Origin of the sequence: Variovorax sp. E3, from assembly GCF_016082275.1 — a bacterium.
GTDB lineage: Bacteria > Pseudomonadota > Gammaproteobacteria > Burkholderiales > Burkholderiaceae_C > Variovorax.
On the sequence record NZ_MOWM01000002.1, the window covers coordinates 107,107 to 127,811 of the forward strand.

At 65.4% G+C, this 20,705-nt stretch carries 13 protein-coding genes; 6 read left to right on the forward strand and 7 right to left on the reverse strand.

Translation table 11 applies throughout. The features are described 5' to 3' along the window. Positions 1–3 precede the first annotated feature (3 nt). Positions 4–618, reverse strand: coding sequence for a response regulator transcription factor (locus tag BMG07_RS01225; protein ID WP_198082816.1), 615 nt, complete (start codon positions 616–618; stop codon positions 4–6). Then, positions 615–2,792 (reverse strand): ATP-binding protein, encoded by a 2,178-nt coding sequence (locus BMG07_RS01230; RefSeq protein WP_198082856.1) that lies wholly within the window; start codon positions 2,790–2,792, stop codon positions 615–617. The genes BMG07_RS01225 and BMG07_RS01230 overlap by 4 nt, the downstream gene beginning before the upstream one ends. A 153-nt stretch (positions 2,793–2,945) precedes the next feature. Between BMG07_RS01230 and BMG07_RS01235 the strand changes: the two genes are divergently transcribed. Further along, positions 2,946–3,593 (forward strand): HAD family phosphatase, encoded by a 648-nt coding sequence (locus BMG07_RS01235; protein WP_198082817.1) that lies wholly within the window; start codon positions 2,946–2,948, stop codon positions 3,591–3,593. On the opposite strand, the gene BMG07_RS01240 is transcribed toward BMG07_RS01235, so the two are convergent. Next, positions 3,588–7,130: an indolepyruvate ferredoxin oxidoreductase family protein gene (locus tag BMG07_RS01240; protein WP_198082818.1), complete on the reverse strand. Its 3,543-nt coding sequence runs from the start codon at positions 7,128–7,130 to the stop codon at positions 3,588–3,590. The genes BMG07_RS01235 and BMG07_RS01240 overlap by 6 nt on opposite strands. 280 nt (positions 7,131–7,410) lie before the next feature. Here BMG07_RS01240 and BMG07_RS01245 point away from each other — a divergent pair, with 280 nt between their 5' ends. From BMG07_RS01245 to BMG07_RS01265, 5 genes are all read left to right on the forward strand, one after another. After that, on the forward strand, positions 7,411–8,298 hold the full coding sequence (locus BMG07_RS01245; RefSeq protein WP_198082819.1) for a LysR family transcriptional regulator: 888 nt from the start codon (positions 7,411–7,413) through the stop codon (positions 8,296–8,298). 500 nt (positions 8,299–8,798) lie between these two features. After that, complete coding sequence (locus BMG07_RS01250; RefSeq protein ID WP_198082820.1) at positions 8,799–9,071, forward strand: hypothetical protein; 273 nt, start codon at positions 8,799–8,801, stop codon at positions 9,069–9,071. Positions 9,072–9,529: 458 nt separating this feature from the next. After that, entirely contained in the window at positions 9,530–11,317 is a 1,788-nt protein-coding gene (locus BMG07_RS01255; RefSeq protein WP_198082821.1) for a hypothetical protein, read from the forward strand. 46 nt (positions 11,318–11,363) lie between these two features. Continuing rightward, positions 11,364–12,713: an ABC-three component system middle component 1 gene (locus BMG07_RS01260; RefSeq protein ID WP_269758528.1), complete on the forward strand. Its 1,350-nt coding sequence runs from the start codon at positions 11,364–11,366 to the stop codon at positions 12,711–12,713. Beyond that, positions 12,691–14,916 carry a hypothetical protein gene (locus BMG07_RS01265; RefSeq protein WP_198082823.1) on the forward strand — a complete coding sequence of 742 codons (2,226 nt, stop codon included), beginning with the start codon at positions 12,691–12,693 and terminating at the stop codon, positions 14,914–14,916. Before BMG07_RS01260 ends, BMG07_RS01265 begins: the two co-directional genes overlap by 23 nt. A 431-nt stretch (positions 14,917–15,347) precedes the next feature. On the opposite strand, the gene BMG07_RS01270 is transcribed toward BMG07_RS01265, so the two are convergent. The 4 genes from BMG07_RS01270 to BMG07_RS01285 are packed head-to-tail and all read right to left on the reverse strand — an operon-like array spanning position 15,348 to position 20,662. Then, the gene (locus BMG07_RS01270; RefSeq protein WP_198082824.1) at positions 15,348–16,244 is read right to left on the reverse strand and encodes an NAD(P)-dependent oxidoreductase; all 897 of its coding nucleotides are present in this window, start codon (positions 16,242–16,244) and stop codon (positions 15,348–15,350) included. A gap of 9 nt (positions 16,245–16,253) precedes the next feature. Then, positions 16,254–17,705, reverse strand: a complete 1,452-nt coding sequence (locus BMG07_RS01275; RefSeq protein ID WP_198082825.1) for an aldehyde dehydrogenase family protein — start codon at positions 17,703–17,705, stop codon at positions 16,254–16,256. 43 nt (positions 17,706–17,748) lie between these two features. Then, positions 17,749–19,152 (reverse strand): amidase, encoded by a 1,404-nt coding sequence (locus tag BMG07_RS01280; RefSeq protein WP_269758518.1) that lies wholly within the window; start codon positions 19,150–19,152, stop codon positions 17,749–17,751. 16 nt (positions 19,153–19,168) lie between these two features. After that, positions 19,169–20,662 carry an ABC transporter substrate-binding protein gene (locus tag BMG07_RS01285; RefSeq protein ID WP_198082827.1) on the reverse strand — a complete coding sequence of 498 codons (1,494 nt, stop codon included), beginning with the start codon at positions 20,660–20,662 and terminating at the stop codon, positions 19,169–19,171. Positions 20,663–20,705 lie beyond the last annotated feature (43 nt).

Genomic DNA, 20,705 nt, shown 5'->3' on the forward strand with positions numbered 1-20,705 from the left:
CGGCTACAGCCCGTGCTCCCGCAGGAACCGGTCGAGCTGGTGGCTGTTCGACAGCCCCAGCTTCGCGAACACGTGCGCCCGGTGCGTTTCCACCGTGCGCTGCTCCAGCGGCGCCAGCTCCAGCGCGATCTGCTTGTTCGGCTTGCCTTCGGCCACCAGCCGCGCCACCTGCATCTCGCGCGGCGTGAGCTTGTCCCACAGCGCCTGCGCGGCCTGCCGGGCCTGGCGGCGCACGGCGTTCTCGCCGGCCTGCTGGAGCGCGCGGGCGATGCTGTCGAGCAGGCGTTCGTCGTTGCAGGGCTTTTCGAGCCAGCCGAAGGCGCCGTTCTGCACCGCCTCGACCGCCATCGGAATGTCGCCGTGGCCTGACAGGAAGATCACCACCAGCGGGCTGTCTTGCGCGCGCAGCGCGTCGAACACCTGCAGGCCGCTCATGCCGTCCATGCGCAGGTCCAGGATCGCGCAGCCCGCGCGCTGCAGGTCGGCGCCGGCCAGGAAGGCCTCGCCCGACTCGAAGGTCTGCACCGCATAGCCGCGCGACAGCAGCAGCAGGCCCAGCGAGCGGCGCACGGCCTCGTCGTCGTCCACGATGCACAGGTTGTTGGCAAGAGCGTTCATGGCGTCGAAGAAATTTCCAGCACGAGTGTGAAGACTGTGCCACCGCCGGGCCGGTCGGCAAAGAAGAGGTCGCCCCGGTGCGCCTCGACGATGGTGCGGCAGATGTTCAGCCCCAGTCCCAGCCCGCCGGCCTTGGTGGTGAAGAAGGGCGCGAACACCTGCTCGGCCAGCGCGGCGTCGATGCCCGGGCCGTGGTCGGCGATGCGGATGCGCATGCGCGCGTCGACCACCTCGGCCTCGATCTCCACCACGCGCTGCGCCGGCGGTGTGGACTGCATGGCCTGCAGGCTGTTGGACAGCAGGTTCAGCAGCACCTGCTCCAGCAGCACGCGGTCGCCGCGCACCGGGGGCAGAGTGGCGGGCACGCGCACCTCGGCGCGCACGCCGCGCTGGCGCATTTCGCCCTGCAGCAGCGCGAGCGTGTTCGTCACCAGCGCCGCCACGGCGCAGTCTTCGGTGCCGACGGTGCGCTGGCGCACGAAGCCGCGAATGCGCCGCACGATCTCGGCGCTGCGCTGGGCCTGCGCCATGGTCTCGTCGAGGCTGCTCACCAGCAGCGCCTGGTTGCCCTGCTCGGCAAAGGCCTTGGCCGCGCTCGCGAAATTGCTCAGCGCCATCAGCGGCTGGTTGAGCTCGTGGGCCAGCGTCGAAGCCATTTCGCCCAGGCTCGCGAGCCGCTGCGCGTGCTGCAGTTGCTCGTCGTTCTGGCGCTGGCGCAGTTCGGCGCGCTTCTGCTCGGTGATGTCCACCACCGAGCTCATCCAGCCGCTGTGTCGGCCGTCGGCATCGATCAGCGGCGCGGTGTAGACCATGGTGATCACCTCGTGCCCGTCGCGGTGCCGCAGCCGCGACTCGAAGCCCGAGCGCGCGGGCTGGCCGCTCATCATGGCCTCGTAGTGGCGCCAGTGCTCCGTCACGTCCGACGGGTGCCAGTAGGGGTAGGGCGGCAGCCGGCCCAGCAGTTCGTCGGCGTCGTAGCCGGTCATCTCGCAGAAGGCCGGGTTGACGTAGACGATGCGCCCTTCGAGGTCGCGTGCGCGCATGCCGACCAGCAGCGAGTCTTCCATCGCCTTGCGAAAGGCGTGGGCCTCGTCCAGCGCATGGGTGCGCTCGCGCACGCGCAGCTCCAGGTCGCGGCGCGCGTCGCGCTGCTCGGCGAAGCGGCGCTCGCGCAGTTGCCAGTACAGCCCGCCCAGCAGCAGCACGCCGGCGGCCAGCAGGCCCAGCATCCAGGTGCGTTCGCGCGCGCGGGTGACTTCGGCGTGGTCGGCCATCACCGTCAGCGTCCAGCCCAGGTCGGGCAGGGGCTCGTCGACCGCCAGGAAGCGGCGCGGCTTGCCCTCGAGGTTGGTGCGCACCAGGTAGCCCGGCTGGCCCTCGTCGCGCTCGACCTTCCACGGCAGCAGCGGAAACCCGGTGCGCGCGCCGTACTGCTGGTCGCGCCGCACGCCCTCGACTTCGGCGGCGCCCAGCGCGCGCGTGGTCTGGTAGAGCCACGAGGGCACCGAGCTCAGAAACACGATGCCGCGCGCGTCGGTCAGCAAGATCGGGTCGCGCACGAAGGTCCAGGCTTCCTGCAACTGGCGCAGGCTGACCTTGACCGTCACCACGCCCAGCACCGCGCCCGCGTCGGAGCGAATCGGCGCCGAGATGAAGAGCCCGGGCTCGCCGGTGGTCTGGCCCACGCCGTAGAAGAGCCCGCTGCGGCCCGCGCGCGCGTCGATGAAGTAGGGCCGGTTGGCATACGACTCGCCCACGAAGCTTTGCGGCGTGGCCCAGTTGCTGGCGGCCAGCGTCAGGCCGTTCAGGTCGATGAGGTAGAGCGCGTCGGAGCCCGCCTGGCGGTTCACCTCCTCGATGTAGAGGTTGGCGCGCTGCTTCACGGCGGCGTCCTGCGGATGCGCGAGCGCGGCCAGCACTTCGGGGTGGATGCCGGCGGTAAAGGGCAGGTAGCTGTATTTTCCGGCGGCATCGCGCAGGCCCAGCACGTGGACTTCCATCGCGCGGCGGATCGAGTCGGCCTGAAAGTTCGCCTCGCGCATGGCGGCCCACTGCGCGGCCAGCCCGATCAGCAGCAGCGCCAGCGCGCAAGCGGCCGTCCACGCGGCCACGGTGCGGGAACGCAGGCGCGGGCGTGGCGGGGGCAAGGGCTGTTCTGGCGTGGTGGGCGGCATGAGGGGAGGCAAGGGCCGACCGGCGCGGCGAGCAGAATTTTGCCTTGATCCCGTTGGGGGCCGGTTGGTCAGCCTGCGTCGCTAAACTTGCCTCCCCGATACCCGGTACGCCAGTACCCCAGCAAGGCCGCCTTCAAGGCCACTCTCCTCCGGATGCCAGACGCTCCCACCACCCTTGCCGCCTTCGACTTCGACGGCACCATCACCACCTGCGACAGCCTGCGCGAATTCGTGGGCGGCCTGGTCGGCCGTGGCGGGTTCGCAGCCGGCGTGGTGCGCTCGGCGCCATGGCTGCTGGGCGCGTGGACCGGGGCTTGCGATCGTGGCGTGGCCAAGGCGCATTTCCTGGCCGCCACCCTCGGCGGCATGACGCGGCAAGAACTGGAAGAGGCCGCGCAGCACTTCGCGGCCCGCGAACTGCCGGCGCTGGTCCGTCCCGAAATGCTCGCGCGCGTCCAGGCGCACAAGCGGCTGGGCCACCGGCTGGTGCTGGTCAGCGCGTCGCCGTCGATCTACCTGCGGCCCTGGGCGGCGCAGGCCGGCTTTGACGCCGTGCTGTCGACCGAACTCGAATTTTCCGGCGACCTTTTCTCGGGCCGGCTGGCGTCCGCCAACTGCTGGGGCCCCGAAAAAACGCGGCGCCTGCGCGAGTGGCTCGCGGGCGAGCAGCCCGCCGCCATGTACGCCTACGGCGACAGCCGTGGCGACCGCGAACTGCTCGCCATGGCCGACCGGCCGTGGCTGCGGGGCGACGGCGAACTGCCACCGCTCCCCGCCGACGCTATGGCCCCGTCGTCATGACACGGCAGCGCTGAGCGCCTTCTCGCGTTGCGGCGCGGCGTCCAGTTGCCTGGCCAGCGCCTGCCAGCGCACCCGCGCGGCCACCACGCTTTCTTCCTTCACATGCCCGAAGCCGCGAATCTGCTCCGGCAGCCGCGCGAGCGACAGCGCGGTGTCGAAGTCGATGCGGTCGAAGCGCGCGAGCACGTCCTCGACCATCGCGCGGTAGTCGTCGATCAGTTGGCGCTCCATGCGCCGCTCGGCCGTGCGCCCGAACACGTCGAACGCGGTGCCGCGCAGGCCGCGCAGCCTGGCGAGCACGCGAAACGCGTTCATCATCCACGGCCCGAAGCTGGTCTTCACCGCGCGCCCTTCGGCGTCGCGGCGGCCCAGCACCGGCGGCGCGAGGTTGAAGCGCAGCACGGGCTTGCCTTCGAACTGCTCGCTCAGCTTTTCCATGAAGCACTTGTCGGTGTACAGCCGCGCCACCTCGTACTCGTCCTTGTAGGCCATGAGCTTGAACAGGCCGGACGCCACCGCCTTCGCCAGCACGGTGCTGCCGTGCGCGCGCTGTTCGAGCACGCGCACGCGCTCGACCAGCTCGGCGTAGCGCTGCGCATAGGCCGCGTTCTGGTACGAGGTGAGGAACGCCGTGCGGTCCTTCACCAGCGCCTCGAAGCTCTGCGGCCGCTGCAGCGCCACGACCTGCTGCGGCGAGGCCTCGCGCGTCACGGCCGCCAGGTCGAGCGCCGCCTTGCGGCCCCAGCGGAACGCCGCCTGGTTGGCCTTGACCGCCACGCCGTTGATCTCGATGGCCTTGTCCAGCGCCTCTGAAGACAGCGGCACAAAGCCCTTCTGGAACGCAAAGCCCAGCAGAAACAGGTTGGCCGCGATGGCGTCGCCCATGAGCCGCGTCGCCAGTTGCGTGGCGTCGATGAAATCGGCGCGGCCCTCGACCGATTCCTCGATCAGCGCGCGCACCTGCGTCGCCGGAAACGCCCAGTCGGGCTGCTGCGCGAAATGCCCGGTCGGCTGCTCGAAGGTGTTGACCAGCGCGTAGGTGCGCCCCGGCCGCATGCGCGCGATGGCGTCGGGCGCGCCGGCCGTCAGCATGTCGCAGCCCAGGATCAGGTCGGCCTCGCCGGTGGGAATGCGCTGCGCCTTCAGTTGCGCCGCGTCGCGTGCAATGCGCACGTGCGAGGTCACCGAGCCGTTCTTCTGCGACATGCCCGTCATGTCGAGCACGCTCACGCCTTTGCCTTCGAGGTGCGCCGCCATGCCGATCAGCGCGCCGATGGTGATGACGCCCGTGCCGCCGATGCCCGTGATCAGGATGTTGTGCATGCCGTCGAGCGCCAGCTGCGGCGGCGCGGGCAGCGGCGGCTCTTCGGCCGCGGCCTTCGCGGCCACCGGCGCCTGCTTGCGCGGCTTGACGCCTTCCACCGTCACGAAGCTCGGGCAGAAGCCCTTGATGCACGACTCGTCGGCATTGCACGCGCTCTGGTCCACGCTGCGCTTCAGGCCCAACTCAGTTTGCTTCGGCAGCAGCGCGGTGCAGTTCGACTGCTCGCCGCAGTCGCCGCAGCCTTCGCACACCGCGTCGTTGATGAACACGCGGCGCGCGGCCTGCGGGAACTCGCCCTTCTTGCGGCGGCGGCGCTTTTCGGCCGCGCACACCTGGTCGTAGATGAGCACGGACACGCCCTCGAACTCGCGCAGCTCGCGCTGCACCGTGTCCATGTCGTCGCGGTGGTGCACGGTGAGCACGAAGCCGTCGCGCTCGGGCGGCAGCACGCCGCGGTCGGCCCAGCGCGTCGGGTCTTCGGCCACCAGCGCCAGGCGCTTCACGCCCTCGGCCGCCATCTGGTGCGCGATGCGCGGCACGGTGATGGGCCCGTCGACCGGCTGGCCGCCCGTCATGGCCACCGCGTCGTTGTAGAGGATCTTGTAGGTGATGTTCACCCCCGCCGCCACCGCCGCGCGAATGGCCAGCGAGCCCGAGTGGTAGTACGTGCCGTCGCCCAGGTTCGCGAACACGTGCTTGCGCTTGGAGAACCACGCCTGCCCCAGCCACGGCGCGCCTTCGCCGCCCATGTGCGTGGTGGTCTTGTTGTGCTCGGGGTAGATGGCCGTGGCCATCACGTGGCAGCCGATGCCGGCCAGCGCCAGGCTGCCTTCGGGCACCTTGGTCGAGGTGTTGTGCGGGCAGCCCGAGCAATACCAGGCCGGCCGCGACGGCGTGGCCACGGCCTTGCCGAGCACCACGTCCTTCGCGTCGAGAATCGCCAGCCGCATGCGGATGCGGTCGCTGGTGTGAAAGCGCGCCACGCGCCCCGCGATCACCCGCGCGATCTGCGCCACCGAGAAGTCCGCCGTGGCCGGCAGCAGCCATTGGCCGCGCGGGTGCGCGCCCCATTCGCCTTCTTCGTTGAACTTGCCGATCACGCGCGGGCGCACGTTTTCTCGCCAGTTGTACAGGTGCTCCTTGAGCTGGTATTCGACGATCTGGCGCTTCTCCTCGACCACCAGGATCTCTTCGAGCCCTTCGGCGAACTCGCGGATCGAATCGGGCTCCAGCGGCCACGGCATCGACACCTTGAACAGCCGGATGCCGATGCGCGCCGCCTCGTCCGCGTCGATGCCCAGTTCTTCCAGCGCCTCGAGCACGTCGCGGTACGACTTGCCCGACGCCACGATGCCCAGCCGTGCTTTGGGCGAATCGATGGTCACGCGGTTCAGCCGGTTGGCGCGCGCATAGGCGATGGCCGCGTAGATCTTGTAGTCCTGCATCAGCGCTTCCTGCTTGCGCGCCTGCACGCCGAGCGTGTCGGTCGACAGCCGCGCATGCACGCCGCCGGGCGGAAACACGAAGTCCGAGGGCAGGCGCGTGTGCACGTCGAGCGCGCCGGCCGCGATGGAGCCCGACGACTCCACCGTGTCCGCCAGCGCCTTGAAACCCACCGGCAGCCCGGCAAAGCGCGACATCGCGAAGCCGTGCAGCCCCAGCTCGATGTATTCCTCCACGCTCTGCGGGTAGAGCATCGGGATCATCGAAGCCGCGAACAGGTGGTCGCTCTGGTTGGGCAGCGTGGACGAAGACGCGCCGTGGTCGTCGCCCGCCACCAGCAGGATGCCGCCGTGCGGCGAGGTGCCCGCGTGGCTCATGTGCTTGAAAACGTCGCCGCAGCGGTCCACGCCGGGCGCCTTGCCGTACCACATGGCAAACACGCCGTCGACCGCGCTCTCGCCCGTCAGGTGTACTTGCTGCGTGCCCCACACGGCGGTGGCGGCCAGCTCTTCGTTCACGCCCGGCAAGAACTTGACGGCGTTGGCTTCGAGCTGCGGCTGCGCCTTCCACAATGCTTCGTCCAGGCCGCCCAGCGGCGAGCCGCGGTAGCCCGAGACGAAGCCCGCGGTGTTCAGGCCGGCCTGCTGGTCGCGCCATTTCTGCACGAGCATGAGGCGCACCAGTGCCTGGATGCCGCTGAGGTAGATCCGGCCTTCGGTGGCCGTGTATTTGTCGTCCAGCGCTACGCTGGCCAGTTCGTGGGTTGCCATGACTGAAAAAAGACTCCGGGTAGGACTCGTGGAATGCGGACATGGCCCCGGTAGGGTGCCGGCCCGCGAAACGCCTCGCCGGGGTAGGCGGCGAGACAGCAACGATTCTTGTGCCGCACGCGCGGAAAGTGCTTCTTCGTTTGGGCAACCCAGCCCCTATTCCGGAAGATTTGTCTTTTTCAGCCGCATTCGGCCGAAAGGGTTTCGGCGGGCGCGCGGCGCCGCGCTGGCCCCACAATGGCGGCCCCGCTGAACGACCAGAGAACCCGACGAGAACCCGATGAGACCCGACCTCGATTCGCTGGCGCTTTTCCTGCGCGCCATTGAGCACGGCAGCCTGTCGAAGGCCGCCGCCGAGAGCCACATGGTGCTGTCGGCCGCCAGCCGCCGGCTCGCCATCCTGGAAGGGCACCTGGGTGTCGCGCTGCTCAACCGCACGTCGAAGGGCGTGACGCCCACGGGCGCGGGCGAGTCGCTGGCCATGCATGCGCGCCAGATCCTGCGCGACGTCGACCGCATGCGGGCCGACCTGTCGGACTACGCGCAGGGCGCCACCGGCCGCGTGCGGCTGCACGCCAATGCGTCGGCCATGGGCCAGTTCTTGCCCGACGACGTGGCGAGCTTTCGCCAGCGCTACCCCGAGATTCGCGTGAGCGTGGAGGAGCACCGCAGCGTCTACATCGTGCAGGCCATTCGCGACCGGCAGGCCGACGTGGGCGTGATCACCAGCGAGGCGGCCGACCCGGCGCTCAACTTCATTCCCTACCGCACCGACCGCCTCGTGGCGATCGTGCGGCAGAAGCACCCGTGGCGCGGGCGGGACGTGTCGTTCGAGGAGCTGCTCGACTTCGACTTCGTGGGGCTCGAAGACGACTCGGCCATTTCCCGCACGATGGAAGACGCGGCGATGAGCGCGCGCAAGGTGCTGCGTTTGCGTGTGCGCGTGAAGAGCTTCGAGGCGGTGTGCCGGATGATCGAGGCGGGCATGGGCGTCGGCATCTTGCCCGAGGGGGCGGCGGTGACGTACCGCAAGGAGATGAAGTTGCGCTTCATCAATTTGACCGACGCCTGGGCTTCACGGCGCATGTATTTGTGTACACGGCAGGAGGCGCTGAGTTTTCCGCAGCGGCGGTTGGTCGATCATTTGTTGGCGCGGGGGATGCCTTAAGCGCCTGGCTTAGGGCCGGGCTCGGGATCGGGGTCATTCGGGGCGACGCCCACGCCGACGGGGTGCCTTGCTCCGCGAATGTCCCCCGCTTCGCTCCTCCTTTATTTCGCTGCGCAAGACACCCCATCGACGTGAGCGCTCAGCGCCGTTGGTGACTGGCGCGGCATGACGCGCGTGAGGCTTTGCGCGCGGCGCGTTGCGTTGCCGAAGCTGCATTTGTTGGCGCTCGTCGGGACTTCGTGCGGCACGAAACCGGCACCACGTTGCGCTCTTCTCTACAGTGGTTGCCCCTGCCACTCAAAACCCCAACAAGGGGACACGGAAGGCGCTACACACACAACACCCACCACTGAATGTTTGAAGGCTGCTTGCCTCGCGGCAGGTTGTCGGTGCGAAAGCAGCGATGCGAATGCGAGGTATCAAAGGCGACGCCAGGGTGTTACTAGCACCCCGGCCGTCTAACCAAAGACGTGCAACCACCTCTAAAGGAGCGCACAAAAATGGCTACCAAGACTATAGCCCGGCCCCGCACGCCGGTATCCCCCGATGGAACCGCCCACCAAGACCCGGCGGACCTCCTCGAAAACACACTCGCCCACCTCGAAGCCCTGCTGTGGGTCAGCCACGGGGAAGGCATCGACTGGTGCACCGGGGATGGGCCCCGGCAATTGGACAACCTGCTTTGGCTTGCGGCGAAGCTGGCGCGGGAGGCGGGGGAGTTGTTTCAGTTGAACGAGAAGGCGCGGCGTGGGACGGCTGAGGCCGGCAGTTAGCGGGCGGTCTGCGGGCCGCGGATTTCGCGGGCCGGCCTGGGCAACGGGATACTTTCGGGCACGATGGTCGAGGCCGTCGCGATGGAGTGAGTTCGGCTCGTTTGAAGTCGTTTGTGAGGCGGCTCTCAGTGGCAGCTATGCGCTCTATGCTGATAGTCGACAGACTATGCGAGCATCCGCTTTGCGGAGGGACGCTTCGTTGATGCATCCGCTGCAAATTGCCGGGGTCGGCCAAAAGCGGCTCGCTCATGGGCGGCCGAAATCCTCCAACTCTGCAAGGGCCACGTTTTAGCTTCAAGTCAACCTCTTGATCAGCCAAGCAGGCCGGCAGCCCCTTCAGGACACAAGATCCGACTCAAAGTCTTTGCAACGGTCACTATGGGCCTCCAGCCAGAATGCGGATATCGTTTGTTACGGTGTGTGTCAAAATCGCCAAAAAAGAGGCAGGAGATTTTTGTATGGTGCGCATCATTGAGGTCGACCTCGGTCGGCTTGGCTTGCGGTTTCCCCGCTCCGAGGTAGGCATGGTCATCGCGCAGCCGTATGTCAAGTTCTCCAACGTGGAGCCCTTTCCGCTTCTGCCGAAGTTTCGCGACGGCGCCCTTGCCGGCATCGATGCAACGCTCGCAATCGCGCTCAACACCGACCATGGTGCAGAAAAGACGCACTTCACCGTTTTTCCTGAATGCACATTGCCAGGGCTCGAAGGGTTCGACCGGATCAACGCAGCGATGACTGCGGACAGTTGGCCGGCTGGCACGGTGGTCATTGGTGGTTTTGAGGGACTCACGCCTGCTCAGTTCACTGAACTTGTTGGTCGACCGGGAACCACATACGACCACGACGGGAACTCGTTGACACGACTCCATGAGGATCACTGGGTGAATTGCTGCGTCACATGGGCAAAGGTCGGCGCCGGTGATGTGCGTTCCTGGATTCAGCCCAAAATCGAGCCGGCTGGTGTCGAGCTGAACGTTCCCAATGAGCGCATGTTCAAAGGTCGCTCGATCTTTAGGTTTAGGGGGACTTACGCAGACACGCATGCTCCCTACCAATTCGCTACTCTCATCTGCTTTGACTGGATTGGGGTCCGCGATGAGCGTCGCATCTGGGAATGGCTGCTTCGGGATATCGAGCAAGCCGCGAGCGTGAACCAGGCACAACTGCCGTTGACTTGGCTGTTCGTGGCGCAGTGCAATCCAGAACCCTCGCATACCTCGTTCATGGCCCAAGTACAGCCGTTCTTCAGCGCTGTGGATTTCCCAGGTGTGCTGCGCGAGGACACATGTCTAGTCATGGCGAACGTAGCTGGAAACGCCGTTCCTGGCGGTGCTGCGCAATATGGTCGTTCGGCCGTTATCTTCGCGACCGGAAAGTTCCAGAAGGCGGAGAGCTTGCCCACATTCTGTGGTGGAGGTCCGATCCAGAGGCCAGGTAATCCGCTGGAGAACTATCGTGACGCTGTGTTTCGCGAGCGAGGAGCGTGCATCCACTCGTTTCGTCAACTCAATCCAGGGGCCCTTCCGGCTGGAGCAGCGGGGAAACGGTTCGCGCTTGCCGACGCGGCCGTTCACCCATTTCCTGGGACCAACGACCCGCGAGCACCCGCGAGGCTCGTTCCAGCGGCCGTAAAGTGGGTGAACGACGAACTGGATGACCCTCAGAAGTCACTAGCGGTGAAGTTCCCGACATGGCCCTTGGCAGGCGCAGTTGGCATTGCGCATCAGCGGTCAGTTGACGTGTTGCGATGGCTGCCATCACCAGCGCTGAGCAGAGCGATTTTGATAGCAAGTCCTGGCACCAAGGCCTGCGCGGATGAGTGGGAAAAGAAACAAGGTAACGCGGTCAAACATGTCTTAAACACGTTTTCAATCCTGGATGTGGCGCAATACCCGACGCAATTCCATGCACTGGGTCCGCACGCTTCGATATTCCGTGGCGACATTGGCATTGAGGTCGTTGCTGTGAGTGGTCGGAGCCACGAGGAATGCAACGAGCACATTGCCAGCCAGGCACTCGTGCATCGAGGGCAACTGCTTGTGGTGAGTCGAGATGAAGAAAACACATCTTGGAACCCGAGGTTTGGACGATTCCTCGATCAGGGCGCAGAGAAGAAGTCGGAGGTCAACATCACAGATCCAAGGAGCGCGGTTATTCAGATTGGCTTCCAAGATTTTCTCCGGGCATATCAAGAAGCTGCCAACGAAGCAGCATTGAGAGGGGCAATTGATGCTGCAATCTCCTGAGACAAAGATTCTTTCGTCCAAGCTTCGAGAGGTACTTTTGAAGCAGATGAACGGGGCTGAATTCGTCGAAGTAGCACTTAGAGAGGAGCGTCTGCCAGTTCTTCTGATGTTGCGTGATCACGCGGTGACGGCATTCGCAATTGGAGAGGAGGCCGACTACGAGCCGCTCTACGATGCGTTCAAGAAGCACTACATGAAGCGCAGCGCAGAGTGGTCGGCGAAGGATGTTTCTTTCGTCTTCTGTCTGCCGGACGGCGTGTCCGTTCACGAAGAATTCTGTTCCCGAGTCGAGGTCGATGTTTACTTCTGTAGGAAGTATGTCGTTCAATTGGAGCGGGACCTGCACGCCAGCTTAGCCCGCTTGCCGTTCCTCCCGCTTTCTCCTGTTTCTGGTGCCCCCACGCGTCCACCGTCAGCCCAGACACTGCTCTCTCAGCGGAGCATGAAGGCCGCACTAGCGTCGGCCTTGGTGTTGCCAGCGCGCCTGAGCGCCGAGTCAATTCTTGATGCGAGCCTCGCTGGCCAGTACGGCCAACCGCACAAGGTCGACGGGTCCACGGCAGACGCACAGGGTCAAGGAGCAGAAGAGCGAGCTCATGCAACGCTCAAGTCAATCTCCATTCAGAACTTCCGTGCCTATCGAACCAAGAAAGAGTTTACGCTGGGGACAGCGGTTACTGTGCTCTACGGGCCCAACGGCTTCGGAAAAACATCCTTCTTCGATGCGGTCGATTTCGCAGCAACCGGAGGCGTCAGACGCCTTAACAAGGCCAGTGCAGGCTTCGCTAAGGCTGCAAAGCACCTCGATAGCGGAGAGGAGCCAACCGTGGTTTCGCTCACTCTTGAGCGAGACGGCAAGCCATACGTAGTTACAAGAACCCTCGCTGACCCGAGCAATGCTCACGTCGATGGACGGTTGACCAATCGAAAGGATGTCCTGAGTCTGTTGACTGGGGGCGAGTCATCCTCGGCGGACCGCCTTGAGAACATGGTGGCGGTGTTCCGCGCAACTCATCTTTTTAGTCAGGACAGCCAGGAGTTAACACAAGATGTGGCCGAGAAGTGCGAACTACCGGCGGACATTGTCTCGCGCATGCTGGCTTTTGAGGATTACGTCGGTGGAGTGAAGAAGACCAACGAGGTTCTGAAGCTGGCACGTCAGCGAATCACACAGGCGAAGAAACGAGCGAGCGATGCGCGACAGGTCGTTGAGACGGAAGCCAAGGAGCTTGCGCGTCTGGAGGGACTTGCAACAGCTGAGGCTTCACCTGACCAGCTTGATGCCCGCTTCAAAGAGCTTAAGCAGGCTATCACCTCGGCTGGCTTCGAAATTTCTGGCATCGAGGTCCGAGACACGCGGGGGGGTGCGAGCGATGCTGGATGCCGCAGCGGTTGAGGCCGCAGCGAGGAAGGCCGCTGCGACGGACGCGCTCGACCGCGTCGGCAAGCTCAAAGACTTGAAGGAGAAACTCGAACCGCTGCGCGCTCGTCTTGAGGAACGGACTCGCGAGACCACAAATACGGAAGAGGCAGCCAAGACGTCCGCAGAAAACCTAGCTGCACTAGCAAGTGACTTGGCCGGGAAGAAGGTTGCAGAACAAAGTGCTCAGAACGCGCGGGATTGGCTGCGCTGGGCCATCTGGAAACAGCCTGAACATGCGCGCCTGTCGGCGGAATTTCATACGCTGACGGATGGTCTGACGGGGCTGGAAGTTAAGTTGGGGCAACAGGTGCAGGCCCAGGCAGCAGCGCTGAGCGCACAGCAATTGGCTTCAGTGACCGTCCAGCGCCTTCAGGCTGTTCTCACAGCAGCGTGCGAATCGAGTCTTCGCGTCCGCAGCATTCACAATCGGTACGCCGTTTGGCAGCTCTCTGTGCCACGGCTTCTCGCCGCGATAGCGTACGAGGGCGAGTTGAATCGCTCAATTGAATCGAAACGACTGCAAGTCGGCGAGATACAGCAAACCGTGCTCGCACAGGAGCTTCTGATCGCACGCGTGGAGCGAGAGTGGAGCACAGCAAGGAGCAGCGACTCATCACTAAAGAAACTAATTGCAGAGATGCGCACGCATATCGATGGAGCGACATGCATTCTCTGCGGACATAACCACGGAAGCGAAGAGGCGCTTCTGGCTGCAATCGACAGGCGCATGGAGCATGGCGACCTAGTGGTTCGCCTGAGTGAATCGTTAGGCATAGAGAAGAGCAAGTTACAAGCGCAGGTTGCTTTGCATCAGGGGACGTTGGACCAGCTCGCGCAGGACGAGCAAAAGCTTCGTTTGACCCGAGACGAACGTGCTCAATTGGAGCTGCAGCGGTCGGATATTGAAGACTCGTTGGAGGAGCTGGGTTTTGCAAGAACCGGCGATGTGTCCGAGCCGTTCGCTCAAAAGAAGGAACAGTTGCTGGCTGCCGAGCAGGCAGCTTCACAGGCCTTCGCCGAGGCCAAGAAAGCTCTTGCCGCTGCCGACAAGATTTTGGAGGATGTCGCGACTGACGGGCAGAACCTCGAACGTGAGCGCAACGCCGCAGCTTTAGCGCTTGAAGTGGCCAAGCGTCAGCTCAATGACTTGCTTGCAGAGGCGCGCCGCGGAGCGATAAGCCTTGAACTTGGACAAGTCGCACTGAAGCAAAGGCACCAAGAAGCAGAAGCACAGGTTGTGCAGGCAAGCGCTGCAGTGCAAGAAAGTAGCATTGCGTTGGAATCACGCAAGCCTATCGATGCGACCGCCAAAGCGAATCTTGTTACGGCACGAACGAATCAGCGGCAGGCAACGGCAGCTTGGAACACGTGCCAGACTGCGGTGCAGCAGGAGCTTGCCGCTCTGAGTGCTTCGAGTTTCGGCAGCGCCGCGACTGAGGACGAGCTTCTGAGACATCTTCAGGCGGCGATAACGCGGGAAGCCAATGCCGCCAGCCTTCGTAACCGAGTTTCAGAGGTTGAAGTCGCGGTGGATACCGCCGCTACCTCAGCAGCCTTTGAGAACCTTCGGAGCCGAATCGCAGCCAGCCAGAAGCTGGCTGGGGAGGCGGACGCAGTGGTCGTGCAACACGAGCCCTGGGTGAAGTACTTTGAAGATGTTGCGAAATTGCTGGAAGATCAGCAGGGGTTTGCGACAGAGCACTTCATCAACGAGTATGGGCCGCGCACTGCGGTGATTCAGCAGCGACTTCGGCCCGTCTATGGCTTCGGCGACATCGAGGTATCCAGCAACGGTACTGCTATCGGGATTCGAGTCCGGCGCAAAGGCGTAGAGCTCCGTCCGACAGACTACTTCAGCCAGTCGCAAGTGCAGACTCTAGTTCTCGGCTTGTTCCTCACGGCTTGCAGTTCACAGACTTGGTCGGGCTTCTCATCCATCATGATGGACGACCCCGTGACGCACTTCGATGACCTGAATACATACGCGTTGCTCGACTTGGTTTCGGGACTGCAAAGCTCTCCAGAGGACGCGCGGCAGTTCGTCATTTCGACCTGCGATGAGAAGCTTCTACAGCTTGCGCGGCAAAAATTCCGCCACCTCGGAACGGCAGCTCGCTTCTATCGGTTTTCAGCCATTGGCGCCGATGGTCCCATGGTGAGTGAGATCCCCGCCTGAAAGAGGACGCAGGAGCAACCACCAGCACGAAGAGCACCCTCATGCCAAGCACCTGCTTTCAGGCAAGTCCCTGGACATGCTCAGCCGGCTGCTCAGGATTGACACATGTCGGTCGACCAATTCGCCGGAATGTCAGCACGCAGGCTGGAGTCGACACTGAACGCAGTCGTGTCATGTCGGCTGTAGCCAATGTCGGGCCTTCGGAGTTTTGCTTGTTCCGTGCCGATCTCTCGCAAATGTTCAGCGCAGCGCCCGCGCGTGCCAATCTGCAGTTCGCTACAACGGTCAAACCCTCAGCACCACAGCCGCACTCACCGTGCGCAGGGCACCGGGTACTCCCCGCAGCGAAATAAAGGAGGAGCGAAGCGGGGGACATTCGCGGAGGGGAGTACCCGGTGTCCTGTGCACTCGCCCTGAAGGAACCGGAAAACTCAGCGCAGCGCCTCGACCAGATCCAGCACCATCCGGTCCCCACCAAACTTCTCGACCCCTTGCGTCAGCAGCGCATCCACAGCCAGCGCAATGCCATGCCCGGCAGACGACTGCTCCGCCATGTCGTTGTAGTACCCCAGGTCCTTCTTCGCGTTCGCCATCGAGAACTTCAGCGAATCGGTGCTGCCCGTCAGCAGCTTGGGCTTGACGCGTTCCAGTGCCACGCCATTGCCACCGCCCTTGGCCAGCACGTCGACGAACACATCGGGCGCCACGCCCGCGCGCTGCGCGCACGCTGCAGCCTCGCACAGCAACGCCACCGTCCCCAGCGACACGAAGTTGTGCAGCAACTTCATCGCATGGCCGGCACCGATGCCGCCCACATGCGTGACGTTCTCGGCAAAGCAGCGCAGCAGCGGCAGGCACGACGCCAGCACCTCCGCATCGCCGCCCACCAGCAGGTTCAGCCGGCCCTCGGCCGCTTCCTTGGCCGTGCGCGTCATCGGCGCATCGATGAACTTGCCGCCCTTGGCGCTCACCGCCTCGGCCACCTTGGCGGTGGAAGCAGGCACCGCCGTCGAGCAGTCGATCACCACCGTGCCCGGGCGCAGCGTGCTCAGCGCGCCGGCGTCGCCCAGCATCACCGCTTCGACCTGCGGCGTGCCCGTGACGCACAAGATCAGCACGTCGACCTGCGCGGCCAGCGTGGCCACGTCCTTCACCGACGTGGCGCCCGCCTTCAGCAGGCCGTCGATCGGCTGGTTGCCCGCGTGCTCCAGCACCGTGAGCTGGTGGCCGTGCTTGACGATGTTGCTGGCAATGCCGTGGCCCATCAGGCCGACGCCGACGAGGCCGACTTTGCGTGGGGTTTGTTTTTGTTGTTCAGTGGTGGTCATGGGTGGGTGTCATCCGTGCTTGATTGCGATGGTCTTGAGGGTCGTGAAACCGAGCAGGGCCTCGAAGCCTTTCTCGCGGCCGAAGCCGCTCGATTTGACGCCGCCGAAGGGCAGTTCTACACCACCCGCCGCACCGTAATTGTTCACGAAGACCTGGCCGCAGTGCAGCTTGTGCGCCATGCGCAGCTGGCGCCCGCCGTCGCGGGTCCACACACCGGCCACCAGGCCGAAGTCCGTGCCGTTGGCCAGGCGCACCGCCTCGGCCTCGTCGGCAAAAGGCATCACCGCCAGCACCGGGCCGAAAACCTCGCGCTGCGCCAGGTCGCTGTCGTGCGGCACGTCGCGAAACAGCACGGCCTCTTGGTAGAAACCGGTGGCCGATGCATTGGGCGACACCGTGCCGCGCGCCGCCACCTTCATGCCGCTTGCCTCGGCGGTGGCGACCATGTCGCGCACCTGGCGAAACTGCTTCTCGTTGATGAGCGGGCCCATGTCCAGGTCTTCGGCGGGCGTGCCCGCGCGCACGGCGGCAAAGCGCTTGGCCAGCCGCTGCACCAGCTCTTCATAGATCGACTGCTCCACCAGCACGCGGCTGCCCGCCGAGCAGGTCTGGCCCGCGTTCTGGATGATGGCGTTCACCAGCACCGGCTCGGCCGCGTCGAGGTCGGCGTCGGCAAACACGATCTGCGGCGACTTGCCGCCCAGCTCCAGCGTCACCGGGCAGTGGCGCTCGGCGGCGGCCAGGCCCACGCTGCGGCCGGTCATGGTCGAGCCGGTGAACGAAATGTGGTCGATGCCCGGGTGCGCGCACAGCGCCGCGCCGGCTTCCTTGCCGTAGCCCGTCACCACGTTCAGCGCGCCGGCGGGAAAGCCCACCTCGGTCGCGATTTCTGCCAGCCGCAGCAACGACAGGCTGGCGTCTTCGGCCGGCTTCACCACGCAGGCGTTGCCCGCGGCCAGCGAGGCGCCCACGCTGCGGCCCGCGATCTGCATCGGATAGTTCCAGGGAACGATGTGGCCCGTCACGCCGTGCGGGTTGCGCACGGTCAGCACGGTGTAGCCGCGCTCGTAGGGCAGGGTGTCGCCGTGCAGCTTGTCGCAGGCGCCGGCGTAGTACTCCATGTAGCGGGCCAGCGCGGTGGCGTCGTTGCGCGCCACGCGCAGCGCCTTGCCGGTGTCGCGCGCCTCCAGCTGGGCCAGCTCTTCGTGGTGTTCCATCACGGCGGCGCCCAGCTTGGCCAGCAGCCGGCCGCGTTGCAGCGCGGTCATGGCGCCCCAGGGGCCGTCGAAGTTCTCGCCCATGGCCTGGCGCGCGGCGCGCACGGCGGTGTCGATGTCGGCGGCCGTGCCGCGCGCGATCTCGCCGAATTTCTGGCCGTCGCTCGGGTCGATCACGTCGATGGTGGCGTTGCCTTCGGACGCCACGCGGCGGCCGTCGATGTAGTGGGTTGCTGCGGTCATTGGGTTGTCTCCTTGCGAACGGCGTCGTTGGACGCCGCCTTGTCTATTGGGGTTCCGGCCAGGCGCGCTGTTCTTCGCGGATCTGCTCGAAGGCGCGGCTGAACTGCAGGACGCCCAGGTCGTCGAAGCGGCGACCGGCAATCTGCAAGCCGATGGGCAAGCCCTCGACCGAGTAGCCGCAGTTGATCGACGCGGCCGGCTGCTCCGACATGTTGTACGGCACCGTGAAGCCGATGTGCTCCAGCGGCAGCATCGGGTCGTTGGTGGGCGAGGCGTGGTCGGCGGGCGCGGGCATGTTCGGCGACACCGGCGAGATCACGAAGTCATACGCCTTGGTGGCCGCAACCGTGGCCGCGCGCGTGGCGATGAACTGGCTGTAGGCGTCGAAGATGTGCGCACCCGAGAAACCGGCCGCGCTCTCGGCCCATTCGCGGATGTACGGCAGAATTTTTGCGCGCTGCTCGGCCGTCATGGCCTGCATGTCGAGGCACGAACGCATGCGCCAGAAGTGGTCCATGCCCTGCAGCATCTTCGGCGTCATGAAGGCCGGGATTTCTTCGATGTGCGCACCGGCCGCCTCGATGCGTTTCGCGGCGCGGCGAACGGCTTGCGCAATCTGCGCATCGAGCGGCAGGCCGCAGCCCGCGTCCATGTGCAGCGCCACGCGCTTGCCCTTCAGGAACGACGGGTCGACCTCGAAGGCGTTCCAGTCGATGGCGGGAGCGGGCAGCTCCGAATAGTCGCGGTCGTCGGGCTGCGCGACCGACGCCATCATCAGCGCCGAGTCGGCCACGGTGCGCGTCATCGGTCCGGCGCAGCGGCCCATGTAGGGCGTGCTCAGCGGAATGCGGCCGAAACTGGGCTTGAGCGTGTAGATGCCGCACCAGCTGGCCGGCAGGCGCAGCGAGCCGCCGATGTCGGTGCCCACGTGCAGCGGCCCGTAGCCGGCGGCGGCGGCCGCACCGGCGCCCGCGCTGGAGCCGCCCGGCGTGCGAGACACGTCCCACGGGTTGCGCGAGAGTTCATGAAAGCTCGACAGGCCCGACGACAGCATGCCCAGGTCGGGCATGGTGGTCTTGGCGACCAGCACCGTGCCGTCTTCCTTCAGGCGCGCGGCGGGCGGCGAGTCTTGCGCCATGGGCACGAGCGCATAGGCGGCGGTGCCCAGCGGCATCGGGTCGCCCTCGGTCGCGAGGTTGTCCTTGATGGTCACGGGCACGCCGTCGAGCGTGCCGCGCGGCTTGCCGGCCAGCCAGCGCGCTTCGCAGGCGCGGGCCTGCTCCAGCGCCAATTCGGGGCGGAACAGCCAGGTGGCGTGCAGCGCGGGTTCGCAGGCGGCAATGCGCTCGTTCACCGAGCGCGCCACTTCCACCGGCGACAGTTCCTTGGTGGCGTAGGCCGCGTGCAGTTCCTGCACGCTCAGGGCATACAGGGGCTTGGAAGACAAGGCTTGGGTCATTGCATCAACCCCACGAAATGGCGGCCAGGTCGTTCACCACGATCGGCATGCTCGGCCACAGGCCCTTCACTTCCTTGCGCGCGATGGTCGGGAACACCGCCTGGTACAGGAAGCCGTTGACCGCGTCGGTGGCGAGCATGCGCTGCGCATCGGCCAGCAGGTCGGCGCGGCGCTTCTTGTTCTCTTCGTTCTGGATGGTGACGAACAGGTCGCGGAACTTCTTCGAGTCGTAGCCCCAGTAGTAGTCGGGCTCGGTGTACTTCACCAGGTCGAAGGGCTCCACGTGCGCCACCATCGTCAGGTCGAAGTCGTGCGCGCCGCCGAAGGTGCCGCTGAGCCACTGCGCCCACTCGACGTTCTGGATCTTCACGTTGATGCCGATCTGCGCCAGCTGCGCCGCGATCATCTCGCCGCCCTGGCGTGCATACGAGGGCGGGGGCAGTTGCAGGCGCAACTCGAGCGGCGTCTTCACGCCCGCTTCGGCCAGCAGCTTCCTGGCCTTCTCGATGTCGAAAGGGTTCACCGACGTGGTGTCGACGAAGCCCGGCGCGCCCATGGCGTAGTGGCTGCCGATGGGCTTGCCGAAGCCGTCCGCAGCGCCCTGGATGATGGCGTTGCGGTCGATGGCCGCCAGGATGGCGCGGCGCACGCGCACGTCGTCCAGCGGCTTCTTGCGGTTGTTGATCGTCAGGATGACCTTGCCGCGCGTGCCGACCTCGATCACTTGGAAGCGCGGGTTGCCCTTGAACTGCGCCACCGAGCGCGTGCCCGCGCGCGGGAAGATGTCGATGTCGCTGGCCATCAGCGAGGCGGTCTGCGCGGCCGTGTCCGACATGAAGCGGAACACGAACTTCTGGATCTTCGCCAGGTTCGGGTCGCGGTAGGTCGGCGACTTCACCAGCGTGCACGAGGCGCCGCGCTGCCATGCGCTCAGCTTGTAGGGGCCGGTGCCCACGGGCGTGGTGGCGTTGGTGTCGGCGCTCTTGGGCTCGACCAGGCAGGCGGTCGACTGGCCCAGCATGAAGGGCAGGTCGGGGTTGGGCAGCGTGCTGTTCACGCCCACCGTGTATTCGTCGAGCACCACGGTGCCGATTTCGCTGAAGAAGCGCTTGTCCTTGTTGGTGCTCTTGGCGCCGCCCGCGCGGTCGAACGAGAACTTCACCACCGCCGCGTTGAAGGGCTGGCCGTTCTCGAACTTCACGCCCTTGCGCAGCTTGAAGACGAAGGTCTTCATGTCGGGCGACGACGACCAGCTCTCGGCCAGCATCGGCGTGACGGAGCCGTCGGCGTTCACCTTGGTGAGCGTCTCGAAGATGTTGTACTGCGTGATCTCCGCGATGGCCGATGCCGCGCCCGTGGTCGGGTCCAGGCCCGGCGGTTCGAGCGGCATGCCGATCGTCAGCGTGTTCTTGCCGGCCTGCGCGCGCGCCTGGGGCAGGAAGACACCCGGGATTGCCGCGGCCATGGCGGAAGTCATGAGTGTGCGTCGCTTCAACATTCGATAGTTCCTGGAGAAAGAGGTGGGAAAAGAAAAGAGCGTG